Genomic DNA, 17443 nt, shown 5'->3' with positions numbered 1-17443 from the left:
TTTTTAAGTGAAGGTATATTACAGAAACAGCTTGGAGGGAAATTCACTTGTCAGCACAAGAATTGGATCTGCGCGATTATTTCCAGATTGTCAGGAAGAGACTGTGGATGATTGTTAGTATTGTTATCGTGGCATGTGTACTTGCCGGGGTCTACAGCTTATACATCAAGAATCCGGTGTATGAGGCTTCAACGAAGATTATCGTTAATCAGACACCTACCCAATCTACAGTAGGGCAGCTGGATCTGAACCAGATTAATACGAATATTCAGCTGATTAATACGTACAAGGAAATTATTAAGACACCGGCAATCCTCGATGTTGTGGCCAAGGACTACCCGCAATTCGCTATTACAGCGGAGGAAATGCTGAAGAAGGTTAATGTTAGCTCTGTAAACAATACGCAGGTGATGACACTTGTCGTTCGAGATAATTCATACCAGAGAGCCGCGGAAATCGTGAATGCTATATCACTTGTGTTCAAGCAGGAGATTCCGAGCCTGTTCAATGTGCAGAATGTGTCCATCCTCAATGAAGCTAAGCTTAATCCCCCGGTTGCTCCAGGACCGGTAGAACCGAATGTGGTGATGAACCTCGCGATTGCCTTCATTGTATCCTTGATGATCGGTCTGGGAATTGCCTTCTTGCTGGAATACTTAGATGATACGCTGAAGACAGAAGATGACATTAAGAAATACCTTGGACTGCCAACGATCGCCATGATTACGCGGCTTGGACAAGAAGAAACGAAGACTACGGAACAGCAAGTACAGACGCAGACCAGAAAGGCGGGGGAACTCGAACATGTCACAGCAGCCAAATAAACAACGCCATCTGATTACCGTGACGAACCCGCGCTCACCTGTATCTGAAGCTTTCCGGGCACTGCGCACGAATATTGATTTCTCTTCGGTAGATGAACGGATTCAGATTATTATGGTCACTTCTTCCGGGCCGGAGGAAGGGAAGTCTACAGTGACAGCTAACCTTGCCGCTGCGTATGCTCAAGCGGATAAGAAGGTGCTGCTCATCGACGGTGACTTGCGTAAGCCTACCGCACACAAGACCTTTTCTCTTAGTAACCGTTATGGCTTGTCTTCATTATTATCCCAGCAGGCGGATTTGTCTGAAGTCATTCAAGAATCCGGTGTGAATAACCTTGCGCTGATGACATCCGGGCCGATTCCGCCAAATCCGGCAGAGATGATGGCTTCCAACCGTATGAGTGCGGTCCTGCAAGAGCTGCGCCAGCTGTATGATGTTATTCTAATCGATACACCGCCACTGTTGGCAGTTACAGATGCGCAGATTGTGGCCTCCAAGAGCGATGGTGTCATTATGGTCGTGAGTTATGGCAAGGTGAAGAGGGATATTGCCGTTAAGGCAAAGGCAGGTCTGGACCGAGTTGGAGCAAGAATGCTGGGCGTAGTGCTGAACAATGTGAAGCGTAAAGCCAGCGAAGGCTATTATTATTACTATTATGGCAATTAAGTTTCCTTATTGAAGAAAATTGTTATTTTTGGAGGCACTAAAAATGACAGCGAAAACCAGAGTGTTGGTACTGTTTCTGATCGATATTGCGATTATTTGGTTCAGTATCGTGACTTCCTACCTGTTCCGTTTCTATAACCATATTCCTCAGGAATATGTTATGCAGATGGTGGTGTACGGGCTGATCTCAACGGTCGCTATTGGAGGAAGCCTGGTCTATTTCGGGTTATACCGCAGAATGTGGCAGTATGCCAGCATAGGCGAGATTATATCTGTTCTTAAGGCTATTGTAGTAGGAGCCATACTCTCATACGCAGTAGCTTTTGTTATCCTGCCGCAGCGCGTGCCGCTCAGTATAGAAGTCCGGTCGATGGAGACGATTCTGCTACTGGTAGGGGGCACACGCTTCTTCTGGAGAGTGTTCCGTAATGACCGGATCAACAATAAGGATACGGAGACTCACACACTTATTGTGGGAGCTGGAGATTGCGGCATATTGATTGCCAGAGAAATGAGGGGGGCTTCTTTCGCTCATACACGGCTAGTGGGATTCATAGATGATAGTCCAGATAAATATCATCTGTCTATATTGGGAATTCCTGTGCTTGGCAACCGTTATGATATTCCGAGAATTGTGAAGGAACGGGAGATTCATGAGATTATCATTGCGATGCCTTCCGTCTCCAGAACAGAAATATCCGAGATCATTAATCTGGCTAAGGCTACAGGCGCGAAGCTGAAGATTATACCTGCACTCAATGATCTGATCGCAGGTAAGATCTCTGTTAAGAAGCTGCGGGATGTCAGTGTTGAAGATCTGCTGGGCCGTGAGCCTATCGTAGCAGATATGAATAGTATTCTGGGTTATGTCCATAACAAGACCGTACTTATTACGGGAGCAGGCGGTTCTATCGGATCAGAGCTATGCCGCCAGATCTCTCCGTTTGCACCGGACAAGCTGTTGATCCTGGGGCATGGGGAGAACAGTATCTATACCATAGAGATGGAGCTGCGTAAGAGCTTCCCTTATCTGAATATCGTTACAATCATTGCCGACGTTCAAGACCGTGCAAGGCTGATGGATATATTCCAGAGCCACAAGCCGCAGGTTGTCTTTCATGCGGCAGCACATAAGCACGTTCCTCTGATGGAGCGCAATCCTTCGGAGGCGATTAAGAACAACGTTTTCGGCACACGTAATGTAGCTGATTGTGCTGACAAATACGGTGCAGAACGTTTCGTGCTGATCTCATCGGACAAGGCGGTTAATCCTACCAGTGTCATGGGTGCAACGAAGCGAATCGCTGAGATGTATGTTCAGAGTCTTAACGTAAATAGTCCAACCAAGTTCTCGGCAGTGCGTTTCGGTAATGTGCTAGGCAGCCGTGGAAGTGTAATACCGGCCTTCAAGCAACAGATTGCTGCCGGTGGACCGGTCACGGTAACGCATCCTGAGATGGTCCGGTACTTCATGACCATTCCCGAGGCGGTTCAACTGGTGATTCAATCCGGTTCCTTCGCGAACGGTGGAGAAGTATTCGTACTCGACATGGGGGCACCGGTCAAGATCCTGACGCTTGCCGAGGACTTGATTACACTGTCTGGCTATGAACCGTATAAGGATATCGATATCACCTTCTCGGGCATTCGTGAAGGCGAGAAGCTATATGAAGAGCTGCTGACAGATGAAGAGAACCTGAGTTCCACTCAGCATGACCGGATCTTCATTGGCAGACCTAATGTGATAAGCCAGAGTCAAATGGAGCTAGAGTTCAAACGCTTAGAACGTGTTATCGCTGAAGACGGAGAAGCCATTCGTGAAGTGATTAATCAGATCGTGCCGATGCAGCCGGTGATTCAGGCGGCGATTAGCTAATTAGAGATACGGAGGTACCTGAAGTGAAAAGATGGAAGAAAGTATTGATCTGGACGCTGTCGGTCATCGTGGTGTTGGGCGTTGGCGGATTATTCGCTGCCAATTATGCTGTCGATAAGCTGATGAACTCTATGTCTGATGGGTTTGATGTGGAAGCGGATGATACAGCCAGTGTGCCGCAGGGACAGGTTGTTGAGCCTGTGGTGGCGGAGAGTGATCCGACTGCGGAACCGGCAGCTTCAGTTGATCAAGCATCAACAAGTTCACCAGACAGCACACCAGCTCCTACTGCTGCCGGAGAACAAACGGCTGTCAGTACCACTAAGCCAGCAACTACTCCAGCCCCAGTGGCAGATAAGAATACGGATTCTAAGGATGGATATACCGCACAAGTTTCTAAGGATAAAGCTAAAGAAATTCAAGATAGTGTAACGGTGAAGGATAAGGCGAATGTTGCGGCTATTGTGGCTGGACAACTAAGCGTATCTGATATCAAGAGACTTCAAGAGTTGGCTAAGGGTGGCCTAACCATAGATGAAAAGCGGGAAGCCCGCAGTATTATTCTTGGGAAAGTCTCAGAGGAACAATATAACGAACTCTCACAAGTAGCCAAGAAATACGGTGTCAGTCAAGGCAAGACACGTGATCAAATACTTGCTGAAGAAGAACAGCTCAAAGCACAAGAAAAAGGAAGTGAATGATCTTGTTTAAGGTGAAAATTCCCGCAGCAGCTCTACTGACAGTAGCGTTAATAGGATCAGCACCATTAACAGCATCGGCGCCTATATCGGCTTCAGCTGCTACTTCTATAGCGACTGCAAAGGCTTCGAATTCTATCAAAGTACAGAATGTAGATGTGACAATGCTCTTTGATGGTGTGGCTCTGCAGCCCCCAGCAGGACAGTATGTGTTTATGTACAATAACACTACCTATGTTCCTCTACGGTTCATGTCATATGCACTGCAGAAGAGTGTAAGCTGGGATGCCAAGAATCTTAAGGTAACTGTGGCAGATCCTAGCAGTTCGGAATTGGTAATCATTAAGGAATACTTGATGAATGCCAGTAATGATGCTGCTTTTACAGCAAAGAATCTTAGCTTAACTAATGTAAATGCAAGTTATGTATTTAATGGTGGCACTAAGGCTTTGACTAAGGGACAATCCAGTTATATTCTAAACGGATCATTGTATGTACCCTTAAGATTTTTATCGGAATCTGTAGGGAATTCCATTAGCTGGAATCAGAAAACTAAGACAATAGCTGCTAATACTAAAGACTATGAAGAGAAAGTTACTAACGGGAATTCAAACAGTAATGGATCGAATCCATCTGCTAGTGCTACACCGACAAATACTGATGCAACTGGAGCGGGTGGAACGGGTTCAGGATCGGCGGGAACAGGTACGGGTAAGGTATCCTATGAGTCTATTACCAGTGAAACAGAAGCTAAGCTGAACGCACTACAGTCTCAAAGTCAATCCACATTGATGGGCATTGCCTTTGAATATTTGAGTGCTACCGATGATGCAGCCAAACAAAGTATCAAAGCTAAAGGTAAACAGCAACTAGCTTCATTTACAGCTTCATTTAATAATATAATCGCTGATGCTGAACAGAAACTAAACAATAATGGATATAGTACAGATATTATTCAGCAGTATAAGGACGCTTTTGAAGCAACTCTTAAAGCTGGTGAAGCAGCAGCTGAAGCTATGGCAAATTAACAACTTCAGGGAATCATCAATATTAGAAACATGGTTCACAGCTATAGTTGTACAGTTCATGCAAATGATAGCTGTGAACCAAAGTATCCTAAGGACATGGTGAGTGTATGAAACCGTATATTATGATTAAACAAACTTTAGATTTCGTATTGGCTCTAATTGGAATGCTCCTGTTATGGCCTTTTTTCTTGATTATTGCGATTGTGATCAAGTCTACTTCTAAAGGTCCTATTCTTTTCCGTCAAAAGCGCTTAGGCAGGAATAAGGAAGAGTTCTATATCCTCAAGTTCAGAACGATGCGTATAGATACACCAAGTGATATGCCTACACATCTGCTTCAAGACCCTGACTTCTTCATTACGAAAGTGGGCAAATTCCTTAGGAAGACAAGCTTGGATGAGCTTCCTCAGATTATTAATATTCTTAAGGGAGACATGAGTATAGTAGGCCCTCGTCCGGCGTTGTGGAATCAATACGATCTGATTGCTGAGCGTGATAAATATGGGGCGAATGATATCAAGCCTGGACTTACAGGGTGGGCGCAGATTAATGGCAGAGATGAGCTGCCTATTGAAGTGAAGGCTAAGCTTGATGGGGAGTATGCTACAAGTATTACCTTCATATTTGATCTCAAGGTTTTCTTGAGAACCTTAACAAGTGTCCTAAAGTCTGAGGGTATAAGAGAAGGTACAAGTGAACAGGAAGTAGCATCTAACACCAAAGGAGTTACTTTATAAGATGAACAAGAAAAGGATCTTGATTACTGGTAAAGGCAGCTACGTTGGGACTAGCTTCATGAAATGGGCGGAGCAGTGGCCTGAACATTATGATGTAGAAGAGCTTTCGGTCAGGGGCGAGGAATGGAAACAGCGAGATTTCTCGGTCTATGATGTTGTAATGCACGTAGCTGGTATAGCACATGTATCTACTGATCCTTCTATGGAATCACAGTACTATAAAGTTAATCGTGATTTGACGATAGAAGTTGCTAACAAGGCGAAGCGGGATAATGTGAAACAGTTTATTTTTATGAGTAGTATGATAATTTACGGTCCAGATGGCAAGATTGGTGTGGATAAAATAATTTCTCAGCATACGGTCCCTAATCCTATAGATTTTTATGGGAAAAGCAAGCTTGAAGCAGACAACGCTATTCAAAAGCTGAATAGTGCTCACTTCAAAGCGGTTTCTGTAAGAATACCTATGGTATATGGACCAAATTGTAAAGGGAATTTTCCTAGATTGAAACTGTTAGCTGGGAAACTGCCTGTATTTCCAGACATCCGAAATCAAAGAAGTATGATCTTTGTCAGTAATCTATGTGAATTTCTAAGAATTATAATCGAAAAAGAATTAGCAGGAGTATTTTTCCCGCAAAATAAAGAGTATGTTTGCACAACAGAAATTATCAATATTATGGCTTCCACAATGAATAAAAAAGTAAGACTAGTGAAAGTTTTCAATCCAACATTAAAAATAATGTCTAGTAAAATAAACTTTGTTAATAAAATATTTGGAAATAAAACTTACGATCAGGCGCTTATTCCACCGTTTGATTATTGTATAGTGGATTTTGAAGAATCTATAAAAATAAGCATGTAATTAGGTGGAGAATTTGATGAAGAAAAAAATTCTGTTATTAGGTAATCATGGATTCGTAATATACAATTTTCGAAAAGAATTAATACAAGAGCTTTTAAGGCAAGATTACGAGGTTCATATCTCTTTACCATATGATGAAAAAGTAGATACTATGGTTAGTTGGGGCTGTAAGTTCATTGAGACAAAAGTAGATAGAAGAGGTACTAATCCCTTTGCGGATCTAAAATTGATACTTCATTATATGAAGATTCTTAAGACAATCAAGCCGGATGTTGTACTAACCTATACAATAAAACCAAATCTTTATGGCGGGATAGCTTGTAGGTTATTGAAAATTCCATGTATAAATAATATCACTGGACTAGGAAGCGGTTTTGGACATAATTCTATGCTGAAAAACTTCCTGTCTCTACTTTACAAAGTGAGTCTGAAAAAATCATATTGCGTATTCTTTCAAAATACTGAAGATCGCAATACATTGCTAAAAAGTGGAGTTATTAGAAGCAACCACGAGTTAATCCCAGGTTCAGGGGTAAACTTAAATGAATTTATGAATAAACCTTTTCCTCAGGAAGAACAGGATACGACCTTTATTTTTATTGGTAGAATTATGAAGGATAAAGGGATAGATCAATATCTAGAAGCATCAAAAATAATAAAGAGAAAGTATCCAAAAACATTACTTAATGTAATAGGATTCATTGAAACAACCCATCCACACTACAACGATATGATTAAAGAATACTGTGAACAAGGATACATAACTTATTGTGGATATCAATCAGATGTTAAACCCTTTATAGAACAATCGCATTGTATTATACAAGCCTCTCATGGTGGAGAAGGCCTATCAAACGTATTGTTGGAGACAGCTGCGACAGGTCGTGCATTGATTGCTTCTGATATTCCAGGCTGTAGAGAAACTATTAACGAGGGAAGTAATGGATATACTTTCAAAGCAAAAGACACTGATGACTTAGTAAGTAAAATGGAGAGATTTATTAATTTATCATATGTAGAGAAAGTGCAAATGGGTAGAGAGTCTCGATTGAAAGTGGAAAAGGAATTTGATAGAAATATTGTGATAGGTGCATATCTGAACAAAATAACAGAAATATGTAAATAATTATTTATGATATGGAGTGTATAAAATGGCTAAAATTGCAGTAGTAGGAACTGGGTATGTTGGTCTAGTATCAGGAGCCATTCTCTCTGATTTTGGGCATACCATCACTTGTGTTGACATAGATCAAGCGAAAATTGGAAATTTGAAAAATGGAATTATCCCTATTTTTGAACCGGGCCTTGATATAATTGTTAAAAAGAATTATGAGAATAAACGTCTTAATTTTACGACGGATATTAAAAAGGCAGTTGAAACTAATGATGTTATATTTATTGCAGTGGGTACTCCTCCGGCAGATGACGGTAGCGCCGATCTCCAATATGTTCTTTCAGTAGGTAAGAGTATAGCGACTTATATGAATGGATATAAAGTTGTTGTTGATAAATCGACAGTTCCCATTGGTACAGGCCAAAAGGTTAAGAAAATGATTCAAGATACCCTTGACCAAAGAGGTGCTGAATTCCATTTTGACATTGTTTCTAATCCTGAATTTCTTCGGGAAGGATCCGCAGTCCAAGATTTCACTCATCCAGATCGAGTAGTAATTGGTGCTGAGAGTGACCGTGCCTTTGAAATTATGAAAGAAGTATACAGGGTGCTATATATTAATGAGACGCCATTTGTAGAAACAAATATTGAAACTGCTGAAATGATTAAATATGCCTCTAATGCATTTCTTGCGATGAAGATTACCTTTATTAATGAAGTCGCCAATGTGTGTGAAAAGGTAGGAGCAGATGTTCAAAAAGTAGCGAAAGCTATGGGACAAGATGGTCGTATATCTCCTAAGTTTCTACATGCAGGTCCAGGGTATGGAGGAAGTTGTTTTCCGAAAGATACATTGGCATTAGCCCGAATTGCTCAGGATTGTGGAGAGCCAATTTCTTTAATTGAAACTACTGTTCAAGCAAATGAAAGACAAAAGAAGAAAATGGTTGAAAAAATTGTAACTGCTATGGGGACAGTGGAAGGTAAAACGATTGCTGTTTTAGGGGTAACTTTTAAACCGAATACGGATGATATGAGAGATGCGCCTTCCCTTGTGATTTTACCGGAACTAGTTAAATTGGGAGCAAAACTTAAAGTGTATGATCCTGAGGGCAGAAAAGAAGGCGCATGGAGATTAAAAGATATCGAATCTAATCTTGAATGGTGTGAGTCTACTTATGAAGCTATTGTAAATACAGATGCAATAGTTCTACTTACCGAGTGGAATGAGTTCAGAAATCTTGAGTTTGAGAAAATAAAAAAGTTAAATACTGGTGACTTCTTCTTTGACCTTAGGAATATTTATAACAAAGAACTAATGTTAGATAAAGGATTTAAATACTATGGAGTAGGGGTTTGAATATGCAATTAAAACCTGTAGACACTACAAAAACATATTTAGTAACAGGTGCAGCCGGATTTATTGGGATGCACTTATCTTTGAAACTACTGGAACTGGGCTGCAAGGTTGTTGGATTAGACAATTTAAATGACTATTACGATGTCAATCTCAAACATAGCCGTTTAAGCTTATTAGATAAATTTGATAATTTTACATTTCATAAGGCTGACTTAGTTGATAAACAATATCTTGAAGAGATGTTCATGAATACCGAAATAAATGTCGTCATAAATTTGGCGGCGCAGGCAGGTGTGAGGTACAGTTTAGAAAATCCAGACACTTATGTTCAATCTAATATTGTTGGTTTTTTGAATATTCTAGAATTATGCAGACATCATCAAGTAGAGCATTTGCTATATGCTTCTTCAAGTTCTGTATATGGCTCAAATACAAAAATTCCATTCTCAACTGAAGATAAGGTAGACAATCCAGTGAGTTTGTACGCTGCTACTAAGAAATCCAGTGAGCTTATGGCGCATACATATAGCCATCTATTCAACATCGCAACTACTGGTCTACGCTTCTTCACAGTATATGGACCATATGGAAGACCAGATATGGCTTATTACTCCTTTACTAAATCAATTATAGAAGGTAAACCGATAAAGGTATTTAATAATGGCGATATGTATCGTGATTTTACCTATATCGATGATATTATTGATGGAATTGTTCGTTTGATTAATAATTCTCCTGCATTGAATATGACACTTCCCTACAAAATATACAACATAGGAAATAACAAACCGGAAAAACTACTGGATTTTATTGAAGCAATAGAAAAAGCTGTTGGTAAAAAGGCGATTAAGGAATACCATTCTATGCAGCCTGGTGATGTATATCAAACATACGCAGATGTTAGTGATTTAATTACAGATGTGGGGTTTACACCAGTTACATGTATTCAGGAGGGAATAGAAAAGTTTGTCCACTGGTATCAAATACAAAGCAAAGAAGAGATGCATTAATGATAAATAAGAAGAAGGTGCCATGAGTTGAATTATAAAAAGATTATAAAAAATAAAAGTCTTAGGTTGAAAATAATAAATATGTTTAATTTCATTCCCGACAAACCTATTATTCGATTGCAATACCGAATAAAAACGGGTCGAAAATTAAATTTAAAAAATCCAAAACGCTACACTGAAAAGTTACAGTGGTATAAATTATACTACCGTCACCCACTCCTCACTCAATGCTCGGATAAGTATGCTGTAAGACAATATCTGAATAAAAAAGGGTATGAAGGTATTCTGAATGAATTATATGGGGTTTATAACTCTGTAGACGAAATTAATTTTGACTCCTTACCTCATAAATTTGCAATAAAAGTTAATAATTCATCAGGGACCAATATCTTTATAAATGACAAGAGCTTAATGGATGAGTCGGCAGTTAGAAAACAATTAAAGAATTGGATGGAACGAGCTAAAGGCTCCTACGGAAGGGAATGGTGCTATCACAATATAAAACCTAAAATAACTATTGAAAAGTTAATTGATAGAGATTCGAATAATGACTTGCCCGATTATAAATTTTTTTGTTTTAATGGAAAAGTATTTTGTTTGTATACAATGATAGATTATATTGATGATCACAGTAAGGGGAAACTTGGTTTTTATGATTTGGCATTTAATAAAATTGAAGTTAGAAGGACGGATTATAGTGAAATTTTGGAGAAGTTAGAAAAGCCACGGAATTTTGAAAAAATGATTGAAATTGCTGAAGATTTATCTAAGGAATTCCCCCATGTTAGGGTTGATTTTTATAATATTGATGGAAAGATAATATTTGGGGAATTCACCTTTTATAATGCAAGTGGATATACTTCTTTTGAACCAGATGATTTTGATTTTATTATGGGTGAAAAATTTATTCTTCCTAATATAATAAGTTAATCTTAAGAATGATGGCAAGCTGATAGATTAACCCCTGGCTACCCAAAGGTTTTGCCTATGTTGCAAGTTAGATTCTTAAATTCACTCTATATAGATAATAAATTATTTAACTGAAACCAGAAAAAATGTTTCAATTTGGTATTTCGGAAAGAGTATCTCTACAACGTGAGTATTATTAAGGTATTGTCCACATACTGAAAACATACGACCTAGAGGTTAATTAAGAAGACGATTACTTCTTTAGATAGATTATTTCAATCAAGCGAACATCTTTTATGGAAAAATAATGGGGGTTCAAGAGAATGCATAAGGTACAAGTTCTTCTCTCGACATATAATGGGGAACGCTTTTTAAGAGAACAGCTAGATAGTTTGTTACGTCAAGAAGATGTTTCGATACAAATAACTGTAAGAGATGATGGTTCTACGGACTCTACGTTAGAAATATTGAATGAATACAAGGTAAGGGGAGAGATAGTTTTTTTTTCAGAAGCCAACACGGGTTATCAATTAAGTTTTCTTAAATTGGCTTCTTACTGTTTGAATACCGCAGATTATTATGCATTTTGTGATCAGGATGACCTGTGGCATCCTCGAAAAATAATTACTGCAATTAATAAGTTGGAAAAATCTAAAACTAAGGGCTGCAAGCTTTATTTTTCAAATTTGATTATTGTAGATGAAAAGTTAAAAGAAATAGGCCTGAAAGATTATAGCCAAATGAAAAAAACGCTTGGTAGTGCGATGGTACGGTTTAATATTTCAGGATGTACTATGGTTTTTAATAATGAACTACTAAAAATAGCAACAAGGGGTATCTGCTTAAGGGAAAACATTAGTAGCCACGATGCATGGTTTTATAAAGTGTGTCTGAGCTTAGGGGGGGATTTGATATTTGATCCTAATTCATATATATATTATCGTCAACATGGTGGAAATGTAACTGGGGTGCGACAAGGGCTATTAAAAAGATTCTCTAAAGAATTAAAAGGATTTACTTCACAAAAGAATAATAGATCTCAAATAGCTAAAGTTATATTGAATGAATATATCGATTTAATCCCAGAAGAAAACCTGGATCTCTTGAGGGAGATTGCTAACTATAAGAATTCATATTCCAATACACTAGGTTTGCTTTTTAACAAAAAGCTTAAGTTTGGTAGGCTTTCAGTAGATGCTTTAACTAAGTTATCAGTTGTTCTAAGATCCTATTAATTGAGGTGGCCCTATGGAAAGAATTGCTGCAGGAATTATTTTATTTAATCCTGAATTAACTAGACTTAAAGAAAATATAGAAGCTATTTTTAATCAAGTTGAGTTAATTATAATGATTGACAATAATTCAGCTAATATAGATATAGTGGAGCGAGAATGTTCAATATATAACAAAATTATTCTTATAAAAAATGATGAAAATAGGGGAATTGCAGCTGCTCTTAACCAAGCTATGAATTATTGTAAAACCAATGGTTATAAATGGGTTATTACTCTCGATCAAGATTCAATTTGCCCGTTGAATATGGTGGAAGAGTATCAAAAATATTTGAATATTCCTAATGTGGCTATTGTATCCCCTACTATTGAAGATAGAAACAAGGAACCAATTGAATTAAATAAAAGCAAAATTGAATATGAGTTTATAAATAAATGTATTACATCTGGAGCATTAACAAATGTTGAGGCTTGGGGGGGGATTGGGGGATTTGATGAACTTATGTTTATTGATTTAGTCGATTTTGATTATTGTATTAGATTGAAAAAAACTGGCTATGAAATCATTAAGCTGAATAATATAAAGTTAATTCATGAAATCGGTAATATAGTCCAAAGGAGAATCTTTAAATGGAAAATAAATATTGGAAATCATTCAGATATAAGAAAATATCATATGAGCAAAAATATCTTATATTTTTCTAGAAAACACAAAAGATTTGGAAGTATATTTGTTGGATACTTAAGAATAATAAAATTATTTATTTTAACAATAGTTTATGAAAAAAATAAAGTGAAAAAAGGAAAGGCTATTCTTAAAGGAGTAAGGAATTATAGGGAATTGACTATTTATCTTAAGTAAGGAAGAGGAGAGGTTCATTGATCTTTTTTTTGATATTTCTAATATTGATCTTGATGATTTATGCTTATTTTTCAACTGGTAGAGATATATTATCACCTTGGCTAATTTCGTGTACCATGTATCTAATTAGTATTATTGTAGTTGCAATAAATGACTGGAATATAGAAATAAGTCTAAAAACAATTTTAACAATAATAAGTGCCTTGATTTTATTTGGTTTAGGCGAACTTATCGTTAGATATACTATTGGAAATAAACAAGAGGAATTTTATCTTACAATTGAATATTCAAGAGAAAAGGCTTTGGAGATTCCTAAATATATACTTGTAGTAACTTCAATTTTTATGTTAGTCGTTTTGTATTGGTATTTCAATGAAACCTATAGAATATCATTGATTGGTGGTAATCCAGGCGGCTATAGTATGATGCTGAAATATGCTAGAAGTGCTAGTGCAACAAATAGTATAAATACTATTTTGACACTATTATTGGCAATTTGTATGTCAATAGCATATGTTTTCATTTTCATAATTTTATACAATATTATTTATTTTGGTAAAAGAACCCAATGGAAAATTTTCTTTATTCCGCTGCTGCTTTTTATATGTCAACTTACATTAACTACTGGAAGACAGGTGTTCATTCAATTAATAAGTACTACTATTATAATGAGTTATATTCTTGTTAAATATAAAAGTAATTGGAGAGGGGGAAATACAAAACTATTATATATAGGAGTGTTTTCAATCGGTATATTCTTAGCAGGTTTTTTTGCTCTTGGGTTTTTAACAAATAAAAGTTTTTTGGGGTTTAGTACAACTATTTCACTTTATCTAGGTGGATCAATAGTTGGTTTGAACCATTACTTACAATCTCCTTTTTCCGACTCTAGTTATTTTGGTGGGCATACTTTGTTTGGCCTATACTCATCGCTCGGACAAATGGGGTTTGACATACCAAAATTAAATGCTCCATTAGATTTTTTTTTAATAGGTAATAATGGAGTGAATATTTATACTCCTTTAGCAAGGTATATTCAAGATTTTTCGTTCAATGGTATGTTGCTCATCCAGTTTTTCCTTGGAGTCTTTTTCTCAAGTGCACTAATGTTTGTAAAAAAACAACGGGAAATTGGTGTTTGGATTATAGTGTTTTCAATGTTTTTTTACCCTATTGTTGAGTCAGCTATTGAAGAACGCTTTTTTATGTTGGTAATGTCATTTAATGGGTTGTTCAAGGCTATTGGAGTGCTTATAGTATATAAAATTCTTAAAATAAATTCGAAAATAAAAGCATAAAGAAATTAGTGCGAATTTTATATGTTTAAACAAATTGGTAGCCCAGATTCACTGAAGCACTAAAAGAAAGTGAAACATTACATTATGGCGAAGATCAGATTACAAATCACTTTTCTTTATGTTGTTTTATGATTCAGATCTTGCATATATTAAAAATGTAAATATATTATAGTTGATTTTGAGTATTGGTGTAGTGCTGGACCAGATGGAGATAAATCTTCTGATCTTCATAAGAAAGTTAGAGTCCAGGGATGCAAGAACTTTAATTTTCATTTTGCACTTGTCTTTTCAAGAGAAATTTTTCCTTGAGTAGGTTCGAGAAAGATAGCTAACAAATGAGGTATAATACTTACAAGAAGTACTGCAAGGTAGTCGAATAGTTTGGAGAGTAAGCAAATGAAAAATAATAATGAAAACAACATGATTAAGAATTTGTTTTTTGCTTTTATTGCACAAATAATTTCACTTTTATTAAGTGTTGTTATGTCTTTATTTGTTCCACAAATTCTGAATATACATGAATTTAGTTATTGGCAACTATTTATTTTTTATTCAGGATACAGCGGATTTTTTCATCTTGGTTTAAACGATGGTATCTATTTGCGAGAGGGAGGCAGAAGTTATAAGGATTTAAACGTGAAGCTAATAAATGGACAATTTAGAGTTTCATTGCTCTTTCATTTTCTGCTTACGTTGATTATTACGTTTTACGCTTTTATATTTATTGAGGATCAGAGTAGAAGAATTGTTTGGATTGCCACTGGAATATATTTGCCGTTATTTAATGCTAACGGGTTTATGGGTTATATTTTTCAGGCTGTAAATAGGACGAAAATATATTCAATATCTGTTATTGTTGATAAGATCTTTTTTATCATAGTTGCACTATGTCTAGTATTTTTAAGAGTTGAATATTTTGAGATATTTATATCCATGTATATTTTAAGTAAGTTAATAGCATTATGTTATTGTTGTTGGCAAGGGAGGGAGATAATTTTTTCTAAAACTGAAACTCTTAAAATAGTTTTTAAAGAAATACTAGTAAATACATCTGTTGGAATTAATCTAATGTTTTCGAATATTGCTGGTTCTCTAGTTCTTGGAATTGGAAGAATTATAATAGATAGAGTTTGGGGAATTGTTGCTTTCGGGAAAATCTCATTTTCAGTGATACTAACATATTTTTTCTTAACATTCATTGGGCAAATAAGTATGGTGCTCTTCCCTGCGCTTAGACAAGTTAATAGAGAAAGTTTAAAGAAATTTTATACTTTATCAAGTGATGTTCTAAATATTATATTGCCAAGCATATTTGTATTATATATTCCCTTAAAATATTTGTTACTGACTTTCTTGCCTGAATACAAAGATAGTTTGGATTATTTGATCCTTTTCTTACCAGTTTGTTTATTTGATGGGAAAATGAATATGCTGTGTTCTACATATTTTAAAGTTCTAAGAAAAGAAAAATTTCTTCTTAGAGTAAATGTGTTAAGCCTTTTAGTGAGTGTAACTTTTTGTTTGCTGGGAGCATATGCTTTTAATAATCTTAATGTAGTTATCGTATCTATGGTGATTTCGATAGCAATTAGAAGTTTTATTTCCGAACTGTATCTATCTAAGTTAATGGGAACAAAAATTATGAAAAATATAGTTAGTGAATGGATACTTATTCTTATTTTCATATGCTCTAATTGGTTTTTTTCACCATTATTAGCTTTTGTTACATATTTAGTTATGTATATATTTTATTGTGTCATCCATTCAAAAAAAATATTTTCTATTTTGACAACTACTAAATTATTAGTTGGCTATAAAAAATAAAATATAGCTCTGCACACTTAAAAATATAAAAGATTCTATAGCAAAGATATCTGTATATACCTCATATGAATGGTGCTTGAACTTAATAATTTGATTTAGGAATAACTTGTATCTTAGGCAAACCAGCGAATTGTATATACACCGAGAAGATTGCCCTAGGAACTATCTATACTTACCACAAAATATTCACGATCATTTGAAAAAACTAACATTCTAATAAGTTAGAAGGGTTGAGTATTTATGAAAGGCATTATCCTAGCCGGAGGCAGTGGAACCCGCCTCTACCCATTAACCATGGTAACCAGTAAACAATTGCTTCCCGTATACGACAAGCCCATGATCTATTACCCATTATCTACCTTAATGCTTGCCGGAATTAATGAGATCCTTATCATCTCCACACCTGAGGATACTCCGAGATTCCAAAGTCTATTTGGTGACGGGTCTCAGTTTGGTATTTCCCTACAATACATAGTTCAACCAAGTCCTGACGGTCTAGCTCAGGCTTTTATTTTGGGGGAAGCGTTTATTGGGGATGACTCTGTAGCTATGATTCTTGGAGATAATATTTACTACGGGAATGGAATCCGGAAAATGCTTCAGCGTGCTTCGGAGAAAGCACAAGGTGCGACTGTGTTCGGTTATCACGTACAAGATCCGGAGCGTTTCGGTGTGGTTGAATTCAACGACGAAGGTAAAGTGTTAAGCGTTGAAGAGAAGCCGGCACAGCCTAAGTCTAATTATGCGATCACTGGTCTCTACTTCTATGATAACCGTGTTGTGGAGATTGCCAAGAATGTACAGCCTTCCTCCAGAGGCGAACTTGAGATTACTTCGATTAATGAAGCCTATCTTAAGATAGGAGAGCTGGATGTTGAACTCCTGGGACGAGGTTTCACTTGGCTGGATACCGGAACTCATCAGAGCCTGGTGGATGCTACGAACTTTGTCCGGACGATTGAGGACCATCAGGGGATTAAGATTGCCGCTCTTGAAGAGATTGCATATATTAACGGGTGGATCACGAAGGAACACCTGTTAAGCTGCGGGCAGAAGCTAAGTAAGACGGGCTACGGCCAATATCTGATCAAGGTAGCTACCGGGAAGATTCAATATTAAGCAGTAAAGGTGTTGAAGAG

Annotated in this window: 16 protein-coding genes; all 16 read left to right on the top strand. The window is 36.9% G+C overall.

Annotated elements, in window-relative coordinates; all coding sequences use genetic code 11:
* Nucleotides 1–47: 47 nt before the first annotated feature.
* The 16 genes from R50912_RS26320 to rfbA all read left to right on the top strand — a co-directional run bounded on the left by R50912_RS26320 (nt 48) and on the right by rfbA (nt 17423).
* A complete protein-coding gene (locus R50912_RS26320) occupies nt 48–824 on the top strand; it encodes a YveK family protein (RefSeq protein WP_081956666.1) in 777 nt (258 codons plus the stop codon).
* The gene (locus R50912_RS26315) at nt 805–1491 is read left to right on the top strand and encodes a CpsD/CapB family tyrosine-protein kinase (protein WP_042238983.1); all 687 of its coding nucleotides are present in this window, start codon (nt 805–807) and stop codon (nt 1489–1491) included. The genes R50912_RS26320 and R50912_RS26315 overlap by 20 nt, the downstream gene beginning before the upstream one ends.
* Nucleotides 1492–1534: 43 nt before the next feature.
* Nucleotides 1535–3367: a polysaccharide biosynthesis protein gene (locus tag R50912_RS26310; protein ID WP_042238979.1), complete on the top strand. Its 1833-nt coding sequence runs from the start codon at nt 1535–1537 to the stop codon at nt 3365–3367.
* 23 nt (nt 3368–3390) lie between these two features.
* Nucleotides 3391–4068 (top strand): hypothetical protein, encoded by a 678-nt coding sequence (locus tag R50912_RS26305; RefSeq protein ID WP_042238977.1) that lies wholly within the window; start codon nt 3391–3393, stop codon nt 4066–4068.
* An 11-nt stretch (nt 4069–4079) separates the two neighbouring features.
* Complete coding sequence (locus R50912_RS26300) at nt 4080–5093, top strand: stalk domain-containing protein (protein WP_231637924.1); 1014 nt, start codon at nt 4080–4082, stop codon at nt 5091–5093.
* Nucleotides 5094–5215: 122 nt separating this feature from the next.
* Entirely contained in the window at nt 5216–5830 is a 615-nt protein-coding gene (locus tag R50912_RS26295) for a sugar transferase (RefSeq protein ID WP_442950492.1), read from the top strand.
* 1 nt (nt 5831) lies between these two features.
* Entirely contained in the window at nt 5832–6695 is an 864-nt protein-coding gene (locus tag R50912_RS26290; RefSeq protein WP_042238970.1) for an NAD-dependent epimerase/dehydratase family protein, read from the top strand.
* A gap of 16 nt (nt 6696–6711) precedes the next feature.
* On the top strand, nt 6712–7821 hold the full coding sequence (locus R50912_RS26285) for a glycosyltransferase family 4 protein (protein WP_042238968.1): 1110 nt from the start codon (nt 6712–6714) through the stop codon (nt 7819–7821).
* A gap of 25 nt (nt 7822–7846) precedes the next feature.
* The gene (locus R50912_RS26280; protein ID WP_042238965.1) at nt 7847–9169 is read left to right on the top strand and encodes a UDP-glucose dehydrogenase family protein; all 1323 of its coding nucleotides are present in this window, start codon (nt 7847–7849) and stop codon (nt 9167–9169) included.
* A 2-nt stretch (nt 9170–9171) separates the two neighbouring features.
* A complete protein-coding gene (locus tag R50912_RS26275; protein ID WP_042238963.1) occupies nt 9172–10179 on the top strand; it encodes an NAD-dependent epimerase in 1008 nt (335 codons plus the stop codon).
* Nucleotides 10180–10206: 27 nt separating this feature from the next.
* The gene (locus R50912_RS26270) at nt 10207–11109 is read left to right on the top strand and encodes an ATP-grasp fold amidoligase family protein (protein WP_052416705.1); all 903 of its coding nucleotides are present in this window, start codon (nt 10207–10209) and stop codon (nt 11107–11109) included.
* Between the two features lie 302 nt (nt 11110–11411).
* Nucleotides 11412–12323: a glycosyltransferase family 2 protein gene (locus tag R50912_RS26265; protein WP_052416704.1), complete on the top strand. Its 912-nt coding sequence runs from the start codon at nt 11412–11414 to the stop codon at nt 12321–12323.
* A 13-nt stretch (nt 12324–12336) separates the two neighbouring features.
* Nucleotides 12337–13182 (top strand): glycosyltransferase, encoded by an 846-nt coding sequence (locus tag R50912_RS26260; protein ID WP_042238961.1) that lies wholly within the window; start codon nt 12337–12339, stop codon nt 13180–13182.
* Between the two features lie 17 nt (nt 13183–13199).
* A complete protein-coding gene (locus R50912_RS26255) occupies nt 13200–14480 on the top strand; it encodes an O-antigen polymerase (protein WP_042238960.1) in 1281 nt (426 codons plus the stop codon).
* Between the two features lie 396 nt (nt 14481–14876).
* Nucleotides 14877–16304 (top strand): lipopolysaccharide biosynthesis protein, encoded by a 1428-nt coding sequence (locus R50912_RS26250; RefSeq protein ID WP_042238957.1) that lies wholly within the window; start codon nt 14877–14879, stop codon nt 16302–16304.
* A 240-nt stretch (nt 16305–16544) separates the two neighbouring features.
* The gene (rfbA, locus tag R50912_RS26245; RefSeq protein WP_042238956.1) at nt 16545–17423 is read left to right on the top strand and encodes a glucose-1-phosphate thymidylyltransferase RfbA; all 879 of its coding nucleotides are present in this window, start codon (nt 16545–16547) and stop codon (nt 17421–17423) included.
* Nucleotides 17424–17443: the final 20 nt, after the last annotated feature.

The sequence above is a fragment of the Paenibacillus sp. FSL R5-0912 genome (genome assembly GCF_000758605.1).
GTDB lineage: Bacteria > Bacillota > Bacilli > Paenibacillales > Paenibacillaceae > Paenibacillus_AQ.
Note: the sequence above shows the minus strand (reverse complement) of the source record. Positions and strands in the feature narration are given on the sequence as shown.

Coding starts and splice junctions, on each gene's coding strand:
- R50912_RS26250 (WP_042238957.1), top strand. CDS start 14,877: ATGAAAAATAATAATGAAAACAACATGATTAAGAATTTGTTTTTTGCT.
- R50912_RS26275 (WP_042238963.1), top strand. CDS start 9,172: ATGCAATTAAAACCTGTAGACACTACAAAAACATATTTAGTAACAGGT.
- R50912_RS26265 (WP_052416704.1), top strand. CDS start 11,412: ATGCATAAGGTACAAGTTCTTCTCTCGACATATAATGGGGAACGCTTT.
- rfbA (WP_042238956.1), top strand. CDS start 16,545: ATGAAAGGCATTATCCTAGCCGGAGGCAGTGGAACCCGCCTCTACCCA.
- R50912_RS26310 (WP_042238979.1), top strand. CDS start 1,535: ATGACAGCGAAAACCAGAGTGTTGGTACTGTTTCTGATCGATATTGCG.
- R50912_RS26315 (WP_042238983.1), top strand. CDS start 805: ATGTCACAGCAGCCAAATAAACAACGCCATCTGATTACCGTGACGAAC.
- R50912_RS26260 (WP_042238961.1), top strand. CDS start 12,337: ATGGAAAGAATTGCTGCAGGAATTATTTTATTTAATCCTGAATTAACT.
- R50912_RS26285 (WP_042238968.1), top strand. CDS start 6,712: ATGAAGAAAAAAATTCTGTTATTAGGTAATCATGGATTCGTAATATAC.
- R50912_RS26295 (WP_442950492.1), top strand. CDS start 5,216: ATGATTAAACAAACTTTAGATTTCGTATTGGCTCTAATTGGAATGCTC.
- R50912_RS26290 (WP_042238970.1), top strand. CDS start 5,832: ATGAACAAGAAAAGGATCTTGATTACTGGTAAAGGCAGCTACGTTGGG.
- R50912_RS26280 (WP_042238965.1), top strand. CDS start 7,847: ATGGCTAAAATTGCAGTAGTAGGAACTGGGTATGTTGGTCTAGTATCA.